This is a genomic window from Streptomyces sp. 1-11, from assembly GCF_007176755.1.
GTDB lineage: Bacteria > Actinomycetota > Actinomycetes > Streptomycetales > Streptomycetaceae > Streptomyces.
The window spans coordinates 192,635-208,883 of sequence record NZ_BJTV01000013.1 but is presented as its reverse complement, the minus strand read 5'-3'; the positions used below and the strand labels follow the sequence as shown (position 1 = coordinate 208,883).

18 protein-coding genes and 1 riboswitch are annotated in these 16,249 nt (G+C 73.0%); of the genes, 9 read left to right on the top strand and 9 right to left on the bottom strand.

The window, feature by feature from the left end; genetic code table 11:
- Nucleotides 1-12 precede the first annotated feature (12 nt).
- Entirely contained in the window at nt 13-1,041 is a 1,029-nt protein-coding gene (locus TNCT1_RS26315; protein WP_143636512.1) for a 6-phosphofructokinase, read from the top strand.
- A gap of 63 nt (nt 1,042-1,104) precedes the next feature.
- Here TNCT1_RS26315 and TNCT1_RS26310 read toward each other — a convergent pair whose 3' ends face one another.
- The gene (locus tag TNCT1_RS26310) at nt 1,105-2,967 is read right to left on the bottom strand and encodes an anthranilate synthase family protein (RefSeq protein ID WP_143636510.1); all 1,863 of its coding nucleotides are present in this window, start codon (nt 2,965-2,967) and stop codon (nt 1,105-1,107) included.
- A gap of 105 nt (nt 2,968-3,072) precedes the next feature.
- A complete protein-coding gene (locus tag TNCT1_RS36995) occupies nt 3,073-3,129 on the bottom strand; it encodes a trp operon leader peptide (protein WP_071659820.1) in 57 nt (18 codons plus the stop codon).
- 123 nt (nt 3,130-3,252) lie between these two features.
- On the opposite strand from TNCT1_RS36995, the gene TNCT1_RS26300 reads away from it, so the two are divergent.
- Both TNCT1_RS26300 and TNCT1_RS26295 read left to right on the top strand, forming a co-directional pair.
- Nucleotides 3,253-4,605, top strand: a complete 1,353-nt coding sequence (locus tag TNCT1_RS26300; protein WP_143636506.1) for a class II 3-deoxy-7-phosphoheptulonate synthase — start codon at nt 3,253-3,255, stop codon at nt 4,603-4,605.
- Between the two features lie 137 nt (nt 4,606-4,742).
- Nucleotides 4,743-4,967, top strand: coding sequence for a bacterioferritin-associated ferredoxin (locus TNCT1_RS26295; protein ID WP_143636504.1), 225 nt, complete (start codon nt 4,743-4,745; stop codon nt 4,965-4,967).
- Between the two features lie 19 nt (nt 4,968-4,986).
- On the opposite strand, the gene bfr is transcribed toward TNCT1_RS26295, so the two are convergent.
- The gene (gene bfr, locus TNCT1_RS26290; RefSeq protein WP_143636502.1) at nt 4,987-5,505 is read right to left on the bottom strand and encodes a bacterioferritin; all 519 of its coding nucleotides are present in this window, start codon (nt 5,503-5,505) and stop codon (nt 4,987-4,989) included.
- Nucleotides 5,506-5,677: 172 nt separating this feature from the next.
- Between bfr and TNCT1_RS26285 the strand changes: the two genes are divergently transcribed.
- Complete coding sequence (locus tag TNCT1_RS26285) at nt 5,678-6,310, top strand: sulfite oxidase-like oxidoreductase (protein ID WP_143636500.1); 633 nt, start codon at nt 5,678-5,680, stop codon at nt 6,308-6,310.
- 49 nt (nt 6,311-6,359) lie between these two features.
- Here the strand turns inward: TNCT1_RS26285 and TNCT1_RS26280 are convergent, their stop codons facing one another.
- The 6 genes from TNCT1_RS26280 to thiO all read right to left on the bottom strand — a co-directional run bounded on the left by TNCT1_RS26280 (nt 6,360) and on the right by thiO (nt 12,157).
- Entirely contained in the window at nt 6,360-6,881 is a 522-nt protein-coding gene (locus tag TNCT1_RS26280; RefSeq protein ID WP_143636498.1) for a DUF4396 domain-containing protein, read from the bottom strand.
- A gap of 55 nt (nt 6,882-6,936) precedes the next feature.
- Nucleotides 6,937-7,860, bottom strand: coding sequence for a deoxyribonuclease IV (locus TNCT1_RS26275; protein WP_143636496.1), 924 nt, complete (start codon nt 7,858-7,860; stop codon nt 6,937-6,939).
- A gap of 65 nt (nt 7,861-7,925) precedes the next feature.
- Entirely contained in the window at nt 7,926-9,851 is a 1,926-nt protein-coding gene (pknB, locus tag TNCT1_RS26270; RefSeq protein ID WP_143636494.1) for a Stk1 family PASTA domain-containing Ser/Thr kinase, read from the bottom strand.
- A 118-nt stretch (nt 9,852-9,969) separates the two neighbouring features.
- A complete protein-coding gene (locus TNCT1_RS26265) occupies nt 9,970-10,791 on the bottom strand; it encodes a thiazole synthase (protein ID WP_143636492.1) in 822 nt (273 codons plus the stop codon).
- Between the two features lie 2 nt (nt 10,792-10,793).
- Nucleotides 10,794-11,000, bottom strand: a complete 207-nt coding sequence (gene thiS / locus TNCT1_RS26260; RefSeq protein ID WP_174266461.1) for a sulfur carrier protein ThiS — start codon at nt 10,998-11,000, stop codon at nt 10,794-10,796.
- Nucleotides 10,997-12,157, bottom strand: a complete 1,161-nt coding sequence (thiO, locus tag TNCT1_RS26255) for a glycine oxidase ThiO (protein ID WP_143636490.1) — start codon at nt 12,155-12,157, stop codon at nt 10,997-10,999. Before thiO ends, thiS begins: the two co-directional genes overlap by 4 nt.
- Nucleotides 12,155-12,266, bottom strand: a riboswitch (TPP riboswitch). It overlaps the preceding gene by 3 nt.
- Before the next feature lie 52 nt (nt 12,267-12,318).
- On the opposite strand from thiO, the gene TNCT1_RS26250 reads away from it, so the two are divergent.
- From TNCT1_RS26250 to metF, 5 genes are all read left to right on the top strand, one after another.
- Nucleotides 12,319-12,669: a hypothetical protein gene (locus TNCT1_RS26250; protein ID WP_143636488.1), complete on the top strand. Its 351-nt coding sequence runs from the start codon at nt 12,319-12,321 to the stop codon at nt 12,667-12,669.
- Between the two features lie 32 nt (nt 12,670-12,701).
- Entirely contained in the window at nt 12,702-13,928 is a 1,227-nt protein-coding gene (locus tag TNCT1_RS26245) for an NAD(P)/FAD-dependent oxidoreductase (protein ID WP_143636486.1), read from the top strand.
- A 90-nt stretch (nt 13,929-14,018) separates the two neighbouring features.
- Nucleotides 14,019-14,384, top strand: a complete 366-nt coding sequence (locus TNCT1_RS26240) for an Rv2175c family DNA-binding protein (RefSeq protein ID WP_031166547.1) — start codon at nt 14,019-14,021, stop codon at nt 14,382-14,384.
- A gap of 91 nt (nt 14,385-14,475) precedes the next feature.
- A complete protein-coding gene (thiE, locus tag TNCT1_RS26235; protein WP_143636484.1) occupies nt 14,476-15,123 on the top strand; it encodes a thiamine phosphate synthase in 648 nt (215 codons plus the stop codon).
- A gap of 171 nt (nt 15,124-15,294) precedes the next feature.
- On the top strand, nt 15,295-16,218 hold the full coding sequence (gene metF, locus TNCT1_RS26230) for a methylenetetrahydrofolate reductase [NAD(P)H] (RefSeq protein ID WP_143636482.1): 924 nt from the start codon (nt 15,295-15,297) through the stop codon (nt 16,216-16,218).
- Nucleotides 16,219-16,249 lie beyond the last annotated feature (31 nt).

Genomic DNA, 16,249 nt, shown 5'->3' with positions numbered 1-16,249 from the left:
GGGACGTGTGGCATGCGGGTCGGAGTGCTGACCGGAGGCGGTGACTGCCCGGGACTCAACGCCGTCATCCGGGGCGTCGTCCGCAAGGGCGTGCAGGAGTACGGCTACGAGTTCGTCGGTTTCCGGGACGGCTGGCGGGGACCGCTGGAGAACTACACGGTGCGCCTCGACATCCCCGCGGTGCGCGGCATCCTGCCCCGCGGCGGCACCGTCCTCGGCTCCTCGCGGACCAACCCCCTCAAGGTGGAGGGCGGTATCCGCCGCATCAAGGAGAACCTGGCCAAGCAGGAGGTCGAGGCGCTCATCGCGATCGGCGGCGAGGACACCCTCGGCGTCGCCGCCCGGCTCTCCGACGAGTACGGAGTGCCCTGCGTCGGTGTGCCGAAGACCATCGACAACGACCTGTCCGCCACCGACTACACCTTCGGCTTCGACACCGCCGTCGGCATCGCCACCGAGGCCATCGACCGCCTGCACACCACCGCCGAGTCCCACATGCGGGTGCTGGTCTGCGAGGTGATGGGCCGTCACGCCGGCTGGATCGCCCTGCACTCCGGGCTGGCCGGCGGCGCCAACGTCATCCTCATCCCCGAGCAGCGCTTCGACCTCGACCAGGTGTGCGCCTGGATCACCTCCCGCTTCAAGGCCTCGTACGCCCCGATCGTCGTCGTCGCCGAGGGCGCCATGCCCAAGGACGGGGAGATGGTCCTCAAGGACGGGTCGACGGACTCCTTCGGGCACGTGCGGCTGTCCGGGGTCGGCGAGTGGCTGGCGAAGGAGATCGAGAAGCGCACCGGCAAGGAGGCCCGGACGACCGTGCTCGGGCACATCCAGCGCGGCGGCACGCCCAGCGCCTTCGACCGCTGGCTCGCCACCCGCTTCGGCCTGCACGCCATCGAGTGCGTGCGCGACGGCGACTTCGGCAAGATGGTCGCCCTGCGCGGCACCGACATCGTGCGCGTCCCCATCGCCGAGGCCACGGCCCGGCTCAAGACGGTGGACCCGAAGCTCTACGAGGAGGCCGGGGTGTTCTTCGGCTGACGGCGCGCCGGCGCCCGCGCCGGGGGCCCGGGGGCCGGACCGCGGTCCCCGGGCCCCCGGCCGTCAGCCCGCCCTGCTCGCCCCGCGCAGCCCGCCGACCAGCTCCCGCACGACCGCCGCGCCGTTCAGCGTCAGCACCGACTCCGGGTGGAACTGCACCCCGGCGAACCCCGGGCCGCGGACCGCGTGCACCTCGCCGTTCTCGGCCCGGCTCACCTCCACGTGGTGCGCGGCCAGTTCCCGGGCGGCCTCGTCGTCGCAGCGGGCCGTGAAGCTGTTGTAGAAGCCGACCGTCTCCGGCCGCCCGAACAGGTCGATCGTGGTCTGCGCCCCCTGGTGGGGGACCTCCTTGCGGACGATCTCGAGACCCAGCTCGGCCGCGATCAGCTCGTGCCCCAGGCAGACCCCGAGCACGCCGTGCCGGTGCTCCCCGATCAGGGCGGCGGTCAGGTCCCGCAGGAAGCGCATCTTCGGGTCGGCCGGGTCGGACGGGTCGCCCGGGCCCGGCCCCAGCACCACGGGGCCCTCGTGCGCGAGCACGGCCTGCCGCAGCCCCGGCTCGTCATAGCGCCGGACGGTCACCTCGAGCCCGGCGGAGCGCAGCACGTGCGCGAGCATCGCCGTGAAGGTGTCCTCGCCGTCGACCACGAACGCGTGCCCGGTGAGGGTCCCGGTCCGCTCCTGCATCCGCAGCCAGAACGGGGCGAGCGAGGCCCGGCGCCCGTCCAGCGCGGCCCGCACCCGGGGATCGTCGGCCAGCCGGGGGCGGGTGCCGGGCGTGCGCGGCGCCGACGGCCGCACCCCGAGGGCCGCGAGCACCCCCGCCGCCTTGGCGTGCGTCTCCGCCACCTCGCCCGCCGGGTCCGAGCCGCGCACCAGCGTGGCGCCGACCGGGACGCGCAGCCGCCCGCCGGCGGCGATGTCGGCGGTGCGGATCAGAATGGGGGAGTCCAGCGTCTGGGCGCCGCCGGAGTCCCGCCCGAGCAGGGCCAGCGCGCCCGCGTAGTAGCCGCGCCCGCCGGCCTCGTGCCGTTCGACGACCCGGCACGCGTTCTGCACCGGCGACCCGGTGACCGTGGCCGCGAACATGGTCTCCCGCAGCACCTCCCGGACGTCGAGGGAGGACTTGCCGCGCAGCTCGTACTCGGTGTGCGCGAGGTGCGCCATCTCCTTCAGGCGCGGCCCGACGACCACCCCGCCCATGTCGCCGACGGTGCACATCATCTTCAGTTCCTCGTCGACGACCATGGACAGCTCCTCGATCTCCTTGCCGTCGGCGAGGAAGTCCAGCAGATGCTCCGGGGTGGGCCCGCCGGCCGGGTAGCGGTAGGTCCCGCTGATCGGGTTCATCACGACCGTCCCGCCCGACATCCGCACGTGCACCTCGGGGCTGGCGCCGACCAGCGTCCGCTCCGGGGTGTGCACCAGGAACGTCCAGTACGCGCCCCGCTCGCCCTCCAGCAGCCGCCGGAACAGCGCCAGCGCGTCCGCCCGCCCGAACCCGGGGATCTCTCCCTCGTACGTCCGGCGGATCACGAAGTTGGCGCCCTCGCCCCGGCCGATCTCCTCGCGCAGCACCCGCCCGACGATCTCGCCGTACTCCTCGTCGCCGACGTCGAAGCCCCCGCCCTCGACCCGCACCTCGTGGCGCGGCAGCGAGCGCAGGGCCTCGTCGAGCGGGATCTCGTACGACTCCTCCGGGGTCAGCACCAGCAGCGGGGTGCCGTCGTCCCGGACGTCGAAGCCGCGCTCGCGGATCTGCCGGAACGGCACGAGCGCGAGACCCTCGTCGGGCAGGTCGGCCAGCCGGTCCCGGGCGGTGACGGGGCCGAGCAGCAGTTCCACCGGGTGCTCCTCGCGCCCGGGAGTGCGCCGGCGCAGCAGGGCGAAGGGGCGGGGTTCGGACAACAGGTCCTGCAGGTTCACGGGTGGGGCTCCTTCTCGGTCGTCTGTCGGACGGAGAGGAACGGCCCCGGAAAACGCCGAAGGCCGCCCCTCGGGCGGCCTTCGCGAAGTCTTGCGTACGCGCAGTCAGTGGGCCGCCGGAGAAGCGGTCCACCACCAGTTCTGGGTCGAATGCGCGAACATGCCGGGAACCCTACCGCACCGGGCGGACGCGCACGGCGCGATCGGCGTCCACGGGGCGATCAATGCGTCTCATCTTTCGAGCCGGACGAAGAACATGGGACACGACCCCGTAATGTTTAGAAGGTGACCGTGAACGCTAAGACCAGCGCGAGCGCTGGCAACACCTGGCGAGACCTGCCCGCGGCGCAGCAGCCCGAGTACCCCGACCCCGAGGCTCTGCGCGCAGTGATCGCGGACCTCGAGTCGTATCCGCCGCTCGTCTTCGCGGGCGAGTGCGACCAGCTGCGCGCCCGGATGGCGGCCGTCGCCAAGGGAGAGGCGTTCCTCCTCCAGGGCGGCGACTGCGCCGAGGCCTTCGACGCGGTGTCCGCCGACCACATCCGCAACAAGCTCAAGACGCTGCTCCAGATGGGCGCCGTCCTGACCTACGCCGCCTCCGTGCCCGTGGTGAAGGTGGGCCGGATCGCCGGCCAGTACTCCAAGCCGCGCTCCAAGCCGACCGAGACCCGGGACGGCGTGACGCTGCCGACCTACCGCGGCGACTCCGTCAACGGCTTCGACTTCACCGAGGAAGCCCGCGTCCCGGACCCCGAGCGGCTGAAGCGCATGTACAACGCCTCGGCCTCCACGCTGAACCTGGTGCGCGCCTTCACCACCGGCGGTTACGCCGACCTGCGCCAGGTGCACGCCTGGAACCAGGACTTCGTGCGGTCCTCCCCGTCCGGGCAGCGCTACGAGCAGCTCGCGCGGGAGATCGACAGCGCGCTGAACTTCATGCGGGCCTGCGGCACCGACCCGGAGGAGTTCAAGACCGTCGAGTTCTACTCCTCGCACGAGGCGCTGCTGCTGGACTACGAGTCCGCCCTGACCCGGGTCGACTCCCGCACCGGCAAGCTCTACGACGTCTCCGGGCACATGGTGTGGATCGGCGAGCGCACCCGGCAGCTCGACGGCGCGCACATCGAGTTCGCCTCGCGGATCCGCAACCCGATCGGCATCAAGCTCGGCCCGACCACCACGGCCGAGGAGGCGCTGCGGTACATCGACCGCCTCGACCCCGAGCGGGAGCCGGGCCGGCTGACCTTCATCGTCCGCATGGGCGCCGACAAGATCCGCGACCGGCTCCCGGAGCTGGTCGAGAAGGTCACGGCGTCCGGTGCCACGGTGGCCTGGGTGACCGACCCGATGCACGGCAACACCTTTGAGGCGGCCTCCGGCCACAAGACCCGCCGCTTCGACGACGTGCTCGACGAGGTCAAGGGCTTCTTCGAGGTCCACAAGGCGCTCGGCACCCACCCGGGCGGCATCCACGTGGAGCTGACCGGGGACGACGTCACCGAGTGCGTGGGCGGCGGCGACGAGATCTTCGTCGACGACCTGCACCAGCGCTACGAGACGGCCTGCGACCCGCGGCTGAACCGCAGCCAGTCCCTCGACCTCGCGTTCCTGGTCGCGGAGATGTACCGGGACCAGTGAGCGATCTGGGGCGCGGATCACAGCGGATCCGCGCCCCTCGCGCTTTCACGCCCCCGACGGGATGGGTTAGGTTAGGTTTGCCTCACCGGAAAACGGGACGGCAGTACATCAGCGATCCCGTCGGGAGGTGAACCCGCGTGTACGTCTGCAGCTGCTTCGGCATCACCGAGGCCCAGGTCAAGCAGCACGCGGAGGACGGCGCCTGCACCCCCCGCCAGATAGCCTCCGCCTGCAAGGCGGGCACGGACTGCGGCGGCTGCGTACGGCGTATCCAGGCGCTGCTCGGCCGGGGCGCCTGCCCCCGCCGGGAGCTGATCGACCGGCGCGCGCCGGCCCTCGAGGCGCTGGACGACGCGGCCTGACACCGCCGTCCGCGGCGGCTCAGCGCGTGGAGAAGCCGCCGGTGCCCGGTCCGGAGGGGTCGGGCTGGCTCTGCTCGATCACCGTCGACAGGTAGAGCGCCTCACCGAGCTTGTCCACGAGTTCGAGCTGGGTGTCCAGGTAGTCGATGTGGTGCTCCTCGTCGGCCAGGATCGCCTCGAAGACGTTCGCCGACGTGATGTCGTCCTTCTCGCGCATGAGCTCGACGCCCCGGCGCAGCCGGTCGATGGCCTCGACCTCGATCTGCCGGTCGGCCCGGAACATCTCGGCCACCGTCTGTCCGACCTGCACATGGAAGAGCCGCTGGTAGTTCGGCAGGCCGTCCAGCAGCAGGATGCGGTCGGTGAGGACCTCCGCGTGCCGCATCTCGTCGAACGACTCCGCCCGGGTGTACTGGGCGAGCTTCGTCCATCCCTTGTGGTCCTGCAGCTTGGCGTGCAGGAAGTACTGGTTGATCGCGGTCAGCTCGGCGGTCAGCTGCTCGTTGAGCAGTTCGATGACCTCGGGGTCGCCCTGCATCGCGATGGACTCCTTCGGGTGGTCGAACCAGGTGGCTAGCGCCGCATGATTTCACCGGCCGGGAGGATCTTCCAGTAAGTGCGTACTTAGTACGTAAGTGGCGTCTTGATGGCATCTGTCCGATCCGGGTGGGTGGTCAAGGGCACCGCCCGGGGTCTGTCAGGATGGATACATGGGTCATCCGGTGGAGCGAGCGTCTGGAGAAGCGGCAGGGTCCGAGCTTCCGCCGGGGCAGCGGCTGCAGCGTGGCTGGCCGGTCACGCACTACGGTCCGGTGCCGAAGTTCCGGCCCGAGCGCTGGGAGTTCCGGGTCTTCGGCGCCACCGCCGACGGCGACAAGCACACCTGGGACCACGAGGAGTTCACCGCGCTGCCGTACACCACCGTGGTCGCCGACCTGCACTGCGTGACGAAGTTCAGCATGGTCGGCGCGGAGTGGGGCGGCGTCCCGGCCCGGGTGATCCTCGACCTCGCCCCGCCGGCCGCCGACGTCACCCATGTGATGGTGTGGGCGGAGTACGGGTTCAGCTCCAACCTGCGGCTCGCCGACTTCGCCTCCGGCCGCACCGTCTTCGCCACCCACAAGGACGGCGAACTGCTCACCGCCGAGCACGGCTTCCCGGTCCGCCTGATCGTCCCGCACCTGTACGCCTGGAAGGGTCCGAAGTGGGTCCGTGGCGTGGAGTACATGACCGCCGACCGGCGCGGCTTCTGGGAGGAGCGCGGCTACCACAACGTCGGCGACCCCTGGAAGGAGCAGCGCTACTCCTACCAGGAAGAGCCCGGGGAGGGCCCCGAGCTCTGATCCCGGCGTTCGTGGACGGTGTTCGCGCGGTCCCGGCGCCCCGGCCGGGTCAGTGGTGGTACCGGTGCACCACCGCGTGCCCCTTGCCCCGCCCGATCGTCCACTTGTTGACCGGGGTGGTCACGACGAACGCGATCACCAGCGAGACGGCCAGCGAGACCCAGAACAGCGCGTCGGCGAGCGTGGCGTCCATCGCGGACGGCCAGACCAGGATCGTCCCGTTGTCGATCAGCTCCATCACGGCGATGGACAGGGTGTCGGCGGCCAGGGCCACCCGGACGGCGGTCCGCAGGTCGACGCCGGCCCGCAGGACCCCGCGCATGGTGAGCGAGTAGCCGAAGAGGAAGGCCAGGACGACGGCCAGCAGCGTGGTCGGCAGGTTCCCCCAGCCGAACGCGGTGCCGACGACCATGCCGAGCACCTCGCCGATGGCGCAGCCGGTGAGGCAGTGCAGGGTGGCCTGCGCGGCCATCGGCCAGCTCGCCGCGCCGTGGCCGTGTCCGGACCCGTGGCCGGACCCGTGGTCGTGTCCCGGGCCGTGCTGGTGGTGGGTGTGCGCCGTGTGCTCCATGAGGTCCCCCAATGCCGGACGGACGGTTCCCGTGTTCAGGGGAACCGTATACCCCCTAGGGGTATTCCGTACCGGGTCGGGAATCCCGGAGTCTCTTCAGCCGCTCCACGTCCGCCGCGTGCCCCTCCTTGCCGCCGGGGGTCTCGATGACCAGCGGTACGCCCGCCGTCGACGGGTGGGTCATCAGCGCGCGGAACGGGTCCTCGCCTATGTGACCGGCGCCGATGTTCTCGTGCCGGTCCTTGTGGGCGCCCGCCACGTCCTTGGAGTCATTGGCGTGGATCAGCTTCAGCCGGCCCTCGCCGACGGTGCCGACCAGCAGATCGAGGGTCTGGTGCATGCCGCTGGGGCCGGTCAGGTCGTGCCCGGCGGCGAAGATGTGACAGGTGTCCAGGCAGACGCCGAGCTTCGGGTGGGCGTCCAGCGCCTCGAAGTACGGTCCGAAGTCCCAGGTGCGCGAGCACAGTGAGGCGCCCTGCCCGGCGGTCGACTCCAGCAGCAGGAAGGGGTCGTCGTCGTGGGTCAGCTCGTCCAGCAGCGGCAGCAGACGGGCGCGCACCTGCTTCAGCGCCACATCCCGCGCCCGTCCGCCGGTCGCGCTGCCCGTGTGCACCACCACGCCGAGCGCCCCGATCTCCCGGCCGCGCCGCAGCGAGTGCCTGAGCGACTCCACCGAGCGCTCCACCGTCGCCTCGGTGTGCGAGCCGAAGTTGATCAGGTAGGGGGCGTGCACGTACGCCGGGACCGACTCCGCGGCGCAGGCCTCGCGGAACGCCTCGTCCTGCCGCGGGTTCCCGGCCGGCGTGGCCCACCCGCGCGGATTGGCGACGAAGACCTGCACGGTCTCGGCCTTCAGGTCGCGGGCGTAGGACAGCCCCACCGAGTGCAGACCGCCGGCCACCGGAACGTGACCGCCGATCGGGTTGCGGGCGGGGCCGGCAGGGGGCTCGGCGGCGGAACGGGACGGATGGGATGTCACCCGTTCAGGGTGTCATGCCGTCCCCCGCCGCCGGCCCGCGGTCCCCGGTGACCCCGCTCACCGGCTCAGCGGATGGTGATCGTGATGGTCGACCCCTTGGGCGCCTTGCCGCCCGCGTCCACCGACTGCTTCTTCACGGTGTCGCCGAACAGCCCGAGCAGGCCGCGGTCCTCGCTCACCTGGAAGCCGGCGGCCTCCAGCCGCTGCCTGGCGTCGTCCACGCTGGAGCCGACCACGTCCGGCACCGTCACCATCTCCGGGCCCTTGGACAGGGCCAGCGTCACCGTGTCGCCCTCGGCGGCCCGGCCCCCGGCCCCCGGGCTCTGCCGGGCGACCTGGCCCTTGTCGTACTCGGACGTGACCCGCTGCGCGGCGATCCGCACCTTCAGCCCCGCGTCCTGGAGGTCCTGCCGGGCGGTGTCCGGGTCCTCGCCGGTGACGTCCGGCACGTCGACCGGGCTGCCCTTGCTGACCAGGAGCGCGATCGCCGAGCCCGCGTGCCGCGCGGTGCCCGTCTCCGGGTCGGTGCCGACCACCGAGCCCCGCGCCACGCTGTCGCTGAAGTCGCGGCTGACCATGCCCGGCTCGAGCCCGGCGGACTTCAGCCGCGAGCGCGCCTCGGCCAGCGGCACCCCGCGCAGGTCGGGCACCTTCACGATCCTGGGTCCACGGGAGATGACCAGGGTCACGGAGCCGTTGCCCCGGATGCGGGACCCGGCCGTCGGGTCGGAGCTGACGACCGTGCCGTTCTTCACCGTGTCGTTGAACTCGCGCTTGACCTCCTTGACGTGGAGGCCGGACTCCTTCAGCCGCGCCGTCGCCTGCTCCTCGGTCTTCGCCAGCAGCGGCGGGACCTTGGTGAACTGCCCGGAGTTGATGTACCAGACCCCGGCGCCCACGCCGAGGAACACGAGCACGGCGGCGACGAGGGCGGCCAGCCCGCGTCCCGGGCGCAGCGGCCTTCGCCGCGCGGGGACCGGCGGGCTCTGCAGCCGGCTGGTGTGCCGGACGTCCGCCGGGCCCTCGTCCTCGTTGACGGGCAGCGGCCGGGGCACGGTCAGCGATCGCGGGATCACACTCGTACGGTCCCCGGCGTTGTCGTGCTCCGCGGTCAGCGCCTGCGGCGGCACGGCGTCGAGCTGCCCGGCGCTGAGCCCGGCACGCGCCCGCAGCACCTGGCCGAGCAGGGCCGCGGCGTCGTCCGGCCGGAGCTCCGGGGTGCGCGCGGTCGCCGAGGCGACCAGCTCGTCCAGTTCCGGCGGGAGCCCCGGCACGAGCGCCGAGGGCGGGGGCACGTCCTCGTGGATGTGCTTGTACAGGATCCGCGCGGGGGAGTCCCCGGAGTGCGGCTTGCCGCCGGTCAGCATCTCGTAGAGGACGACACCGCAGGCGTAGACGTCGACGCGGGGGTCGGCGGCGCCCTGCTCCACCTGCTCGGGCGCGAGGTACGACACGGTGCCGAGGACGGAGCCCGTGGTGCTGGTCACCGTGTCCACCGAACGCACCAGCCCGAAGTCGGCGACCTTGACCCGGCCGTCGTCGCCTATCAGCACGTTCTCGGGCTTCATGTCCCGGTGCACGAACCCGGCCCGGTGCGCGGCGCCGAGCGCGGCCAGCACCGGCTCCAGGATGTCCAGCGCCGCCCGGGGCTGCAGCGCCCCGCGCTCGCGCAGCACGTCCCGCAGGGTGCATCCGGCGACGTACTCCATCGCCAGGTACACGTAGCCCCGGTCCGTGCCCTGGTCGAAGACCTGCACCACGTTGGGGTGGGCGAGCCGGGCGACCGACTTGGCCTCCCGGATGAACCGGTCCACGAACGACCCGTCGGCCGCCAGGGCCGGGTGCATCACCTTGAGCGCGAGGACCCGGTCCAGGCGGGTGTCCAGGGCCCGGTAGACCGTGGCCATCCCGCCGACCGCGATCCGCGCGTCCACGCGGTAGCGTCCGTCGAGCACCTGCCCGACGAGCGGGTCCTGAAGGGTCGTATCCACGCAGGCGAGTGTACGAGGACCGGCGGACACCGCCCCACGCTGCGCCATTCCGGTGACGGACTGCAGCAGACCTGTGACGGTCCCGGAGGCGGGCGGGCCGTCCCCCGCGGGGGACCGGTCAGACGGAGTCCGGGAGCGCGCCGGACCGGAAGGCGGGCCGCTCCGGGTCCAGGTCGGCGCGGCCGGCGGTGGGCGAGGAGGCCTCCGCGAAGTGCCTGCGCGGGATCCGGCCGGCCAGCCGGGCCAGCCGCCCCGCCTCCACCGCGTGCCGCATGGCCGCGGCCATCGTCTCGGGCCGCTGGGCCCGCGTCACGGCGGAGGCGAGCATCACACCGGCGCAGCCCAGCTCCATCGCGAGCGCGACGTCCGAGGCCGTGCCGGCGCCCGCGTCCAGGATCACCGGCACGCGCGCGTGCTCGACGATCAGCTGGAAGTTGTGCGGGTTGCGGATGCCGAGCCCGGAGCCGATCGGGGAGCCGAGCGGCATCACCGCCGCACAGCCCACGTCCTCGAGCCTGCGCGCCAGCACGGGATCGTCGTTCGTGTACGGCAGCACCGTGAAACCCTCGTCGACCAGCGTCTCCGCCGCGTCCAGCAGCTCCACCGGATCCGGCAGCAGGGTGCGCTCGTCGGCGATGACCTCCAGCTTGACCAGGTCGGTGCCCAGCGCCTCGCGCGCGAGGCGGGCCGTCAGCACGGCCTCACCCGCGGTGAAGCAGCCCGCGGTGTTCGGCAGCACCCGGATGCCGAGCCGCCGCAGCACCGACAGCACCGAGCCGCGCACCCCGGGATCGACCCGCCGCATCGCCACCGTGGTCAGCTCCGTGCCGGAGGCGACCAGCGCGCGCTCCAGCACCTCCAGGCTGGGCGCGCCGCCGGTGCCCATGATCAGCCGGGACCCGAGGGGCAGCCCGCCCACCAGGAAGGGATCGTCGGTCATGGTCAGCCTCCCTGTACGGCGGTGAGGACCTCGACGCGGTCGCCGTCGCGCAGCGCGGTGGCCGCCCACCGCCCGCGCGGTACGACCGTCTCGTTGACGGCCGCGGCCACCCCGGAGGGCGCCGCGGTCAGGGACCGCACCAGCGCGTCGAGCGCGGTGCCCGGGACGATCTCCCGGCGCTCGCCGTTGACCGAGACACAGATGCTCATACGGGCTGCTCCACGGGTACGGCGCCGAAGCGCTCCGGGGTGAACGGACGGGCCGCGTCCGGCAGCTCGCCGCCGGCCAGCAGCGCGGCCATGACGTCCCCGGTGACCGGGGTGAGCAGCACGCCGTTGCGGTAGTGGCCGGTGGCCAGCAGCAGCCCGTCGAGCGAGGAAGGGCCGAGCAGCGGTGCGTTGTCGGGGGAGCCGGGGCGCAGGCCGGCCCCGGTCTCGGTGAGGGGCAGCTCGGTGATCCCCGGGACCAGCTCGTGGGCGTCGCGCAGCAGCTCGTACACACCGCCGGCGGTCACCGTGGTGTCCCAGCCCAGCTCCTCGCTCGTCGCGCCGACGACCAGCTCGCCGTTCTCCCGGGGCACCAGGTAGACCTGGCTGCCGCGCACCACGGCCCGCACGGTGCGGCTCAGGAAGGGCGCGTACCGCCGGGGCACGGTCAGCCGCAGCACCTGGCCCTTCACCGGCCGCACCGGGGGCAGCGCGTCGTCCGGCACGCCCGCGAGCCGCCCGCTGAGGCTGCCGCCCGCCAGCACCACCCGCCCCGCGCCCAGCCGGGTGCCGTCCGCCGCGGTGACCCCGGCGGCCCGGCCCGCGGCGACGTCGAGCCGTTCGGCCCAGCACCGGTGGAACACGACCCCGGCCCGCTCGCAGGCCGCCACCAGGGCGGACGCCAGCCGCCTGGGATCGATCTGGTGGTCGCCGTCGACCCGCAGCCCGCCGCGCACCCCGGGCGCGAGCATGGGCTCCAGACGCCGGCACTCCCGTCCCGACAGCCACACGGAGTCGAGTCCCGAGCGCCGCTGGAGGGCGTGCAGCTCCCGCAGGTGGGCGCGGTCGTCCGAGTCGAGCGCCACGGCGAGCGTGCCGCAGCGCCGGTAGCCCAGGTCGTGGCCGGTGAGTTCGGTCAGCTCGGCCGCGAAGTCCGGGTAACGGCGGGCCGACTCCAGGTTCAGGGCGAGCAGTCTCTCCTCGCCGTGGTGCAGTTCGGTGACCGCGGCCAGCATCCCCGCCGCGACCCGCGCGGCCCCGCCGCCGGGCTCGGGGTCCACCACGGCCGTGGCGAGCCCGCGCTGCGCGGCACGCCAGGCCGTGACCAGGCCGATGATCCCGCCCCCGATGACGAGGACGTCGGACGTACGTGACGGCATGGGCGTCCAGCCCCTCCCTTCGCCGGCATGACCCGGATCAGGTTCGTACGGTCGGAGGCCGCCAGCCTCCCTCTCAGCCCGGTGCGTCCGGGCTCCCGCGAGTGCTTGTACGGTGGCCACCCTAGCCCTCGGCGCCCCGACCACGTAAGGAGCCCCGCCCCATGGCCCGCTCGCTCGACGGACTCGTCCTCGCCCCCGTGGCGGACCAAGCACCGGGCCAGGTGGGCACCCGCACCCGGTTCGCCTACCACGAGCGGGACGGCGAGATCTGGGCCGAGTACGCGGGCGGCGACGTGGTGCGCGGCCACCTGGTGGGCACCCGGGAGGGAGACCGGCTGGACTTCCGGTACGTGCAGCTCAAGCGGGACGGGACCACGTCCTCGGGGCACTGCGCTTCGACGGTCGTGGAGCTGCCCGACGGGCGGGTGCGGCTGGAGGAGACCTGGGAGTGGGAGTCGCAGCCGGGCGCCGGCACCAGCGTCGTGGAGCAGGTCACCGGGCACGCCCACTGACTGACGTTCCGTCAGTTGTCTAAGGTGATCGGGTGAGCGAGCAGACAGCACAGCAGGGCGCGCGGCGGCGGGTGGTCGTCGCCGGCGCGGGCATGGCCGGGGTGCAGACCGCGGTGGCCCTGCGCGAACAGGGCTTCACGGGCACCGTCACCCTGATCGGCGCCGAGCCCCACCAGCCCTACGACCGGCCGCCGCTGTCCAAGGCCGTGCTCCTCGGCACCGCCGAGGGCTCCGCCTTCGACGTGGACTTCGAGTCCCTCGGCATCGAACTCAGGCTCGGCTGCGAGGCGCTGGGCGTGCGCCCCGCCGACCACGAGCTGGACACCGAGGCCGGCCCGGTGCCCTACGACGTGCTGGTCCTGGCCACCGGCGCCGAGCCGGTCACGCTGCCCGGCGCCGAGGGCGTGCCCGGCGTGCACCTGCTGCGCACCCTGGACGACGCCGAACGGCTGCGCCCGGTGCTGGCCCGGCAGCACGACATCGTGGTCGTCGGCGCCGGCTGGATCGGCGCCGAGTTCGCCACGGCCGCCCGCGAGGCCGGCTGCGCCGTGACCGTGGTGGAGGCCGCCGACCGGCCGCTCGCCGGTGCGCTGCCCGCCGAGGTCGCCGCGCCCATGACCGCCTGGTACGCCGACAGCGGCGCCGAACTGCGCACCGGCGCGCGCGTGGAGCGCGTCGAGCCGGGCTCGGTGCTGCTCGCCGACGGCACCCGGCTGCCCGCGGGCGCCGTCGTGGTCGGCATCGGCGCCCGCCCCGCCACGGGCTGGCTGGCCGGCTCCGGCATCGAGCTGGGCGCGCACGGCGACGTCCTGGCCGACGACCGGCTGCGCACCTCCGCCGAGGACGTCTACGCGGTCGGCGACTGCGCCTCCTTCCCGTCCGCCCGCTACGGCGCCCGGCTGCTGATCCACCACTGGGACAACGCCCTGCAGGGACCGCGCACCGTCGCCGCGAACATCCTCGGCGAGATCCCGGGCGTCTACGACCCGGTGCCGTACTTCTGGTCGGAGCAGTTCGGCCGGTTCGTCCAGTACGCGGGCCACCACGCCGCCGCCGACCGCATGGTCTGGCGCGGCGAGCCCGAGGGGCCGGCCTGGTCCGTGTGCTGGCTGCGCGAGGACCGGCTGGTGGCCCTGCTGGCGGTCGGCCGGCCGCGTGACCTGGCCCAGGGCCGGCGGCTGATCGAGGCGGGCCGCCGCATGGACCCCGAGGCGCTGGCCGACCCCGCGAGGCCGCTGAAGAGCGCCGCGCTCGGCTAGGGTCTTTCCGACCGGCTCCGGCGGCATTGCGTCCCCCGCGCGGACCGGCCTGGCTTCCGACTGTCGGTGGCGGATGGCAGGCTAGATCCCGTGACCGAGATTGACGCAAAGATCGATGCTCTCGTCCCCGCCTGGCTCACCCTCCCCGACATCGCCGAACAGTTCGGCGTCGAGGTGACGCGTGTGCGGCAGCTGGTCAAGGACGGCCAGCTCATCGCCGTGCGCCGAGGTGAGAACCGGGCGCTGCACGTCCCCGCCGCCTTCATCGACGGGGACAAGGTCGTCAAGGGCCTGTCCGGCACCCTGACGCTCCTGCGGGACGACGGCTTCACGGTCGAAGAAATGATCGAATGGCTGTTCACCCCCGACCCGACCCTGCCCGGCACCCCCGCGCAGGCACTGAGCGAGAATCGCGGCACGGAGGTGAAGCGGCGCGCCCAGGCGCTCGCCGTCTGAACCGACCCGCACCGCGCGGTGGCGTACCGGCTCCGGCCCGTACGCCACCTCTTTGCACGCCCATGGACACCGACCACGGGGGGACCCACGCATGACCGACACCGCCCGCGACAGGCTCGCCGACGCCCGCCTGTACCTCTGCACGGACGCCCGCAGACGGCAGGGTGACCTCGCCGAGTTCCTGGACGCGGTCCTGGCGGGCGGTGTCGACGTCGTGCAGCTGCGCGACAAGGGTATGGAGGCCGCCGAGGAACTGGAGCACCTCCAGGTCCTCGCCGACGCCTGCGCCCGGCACGGCAGGCTGCTCGCGGTCAACGACCGGGCCGACGTCGCCCACGCCGCCCGCGCCGACGTGCTCCACCTGGGCCAGGGCGACCTGCCCGTACCCGCCGCCCGCGCCGTCCTCGGCGACGGCGTGCTGATCGGCCGTTCCACCCACACCGAGTCCGAGGCCGCCGCGGCCGCCGTCCAGCCGGGCGTGGACTACTTCTGCACGGGCCCGTGCTGGCCCACCCCGACCAAGCCCGGCCGCCCCGCCCCCGGCCTCGGCCTGGTGCGGTACACCGCGGGCCTGGGCACCGACCGCCCCTGGTTCGCCATCGGCGGGATCGACCTAGGCAATCTGGAGCAGGTGCTGGACGCGGGCGCCCGCCGGGTGGTCGTGGTCCGCGCGATCACCGAGGCCGACGACCCGGGCGAGGCCGCGGCCCGGTTCGCCAAGCGGCTGCGGCAGGGCTAGGGCCAGGGCTCGGCAGACAGGCCCTGGCCGCGCGAGCGACGGCGCCGCCGGCGGGGCGTGATCGGCCGCGCTGTCCGGATCACTGTCCAAGGGGTGGACGAGGAAGCGGCAAATCGGGCAAATGACCGGCGTGCGGTTGGGGGACCGCCCACCCCTGACTAACCTGCGGGTATGGCCCTAGGAACCGCATCGACCAGGACCGATCGCGCACGCACTGTGCGTGACATCCTCGCCGCCGGCAAGACGACGTACTCGTTCGAGTTCTACGCGCCGAAGACGCCCCAGGGCGAGCGGAACCTGTGGAACGCGCTGCGCCGGGTCGAGGCGGTGGCGCCGGACTTCGTGTCCGTCACCTACGGCGCCGGCGGCACCACCCGCACGACCACGGTCCGGGAGACCCAGCAGATCGTCGTGGACACGACGCTCACGCCGGTCGCCCACCTCACCGCGGTCGACCACTCCGTCGCCGAGCTGCGCAACATCATCGGCCAGTACGCGGACGCCGGCATCCGCAACATGCTGGCCGTGCGCGGCGATCCGGCCGGCGACCCGATGGGCGAGTGGGTCCCGCACCCCCAGGGCCTGACGTACGCGGCCGAACTCGTCCGGCTCATCAAGGAGTCGGGTGACTTCTGCGTCGGCGTCGCCGCGTTCCCCGAGATGCACCCGCGCTCCGCCGACTGGGACACCGACGTCCGCCACTTCGTCGACAAGTGCCGGGCGGGCGCCGACTACGCCATCACACAGATGTTCTTCCAGCCGGAGTCGTATCTGCGGCTGCGCGACCGGGTGGCGGCCGCGGGCTGCGAGACCCCGGTCATCCCGGAGATCCTGCCGGTCACCAGCGTGCGGATGCTGGAACGGGTGCCCAAGCTCAGCACCGCGCTGTTCCCGGACGCCCTGAAAGAGCGCATCCTCACAGCGAAGGACGATCCGGCGGCGGTACGCTCCATCGGTATCGACTTCGCCACGGAGTTCTGCGCGCGGCTGCTGGCCGAGGGAGTGCCCGGACTGCACTTCATCACGCTCAACAACTCCACGGCGACCCTGGAAATCTACGAGAACCTGGGCCTGCACCACCCCCCGCAGGCCTAGACCGGCCGCACCGCGATACGACACACTGCGT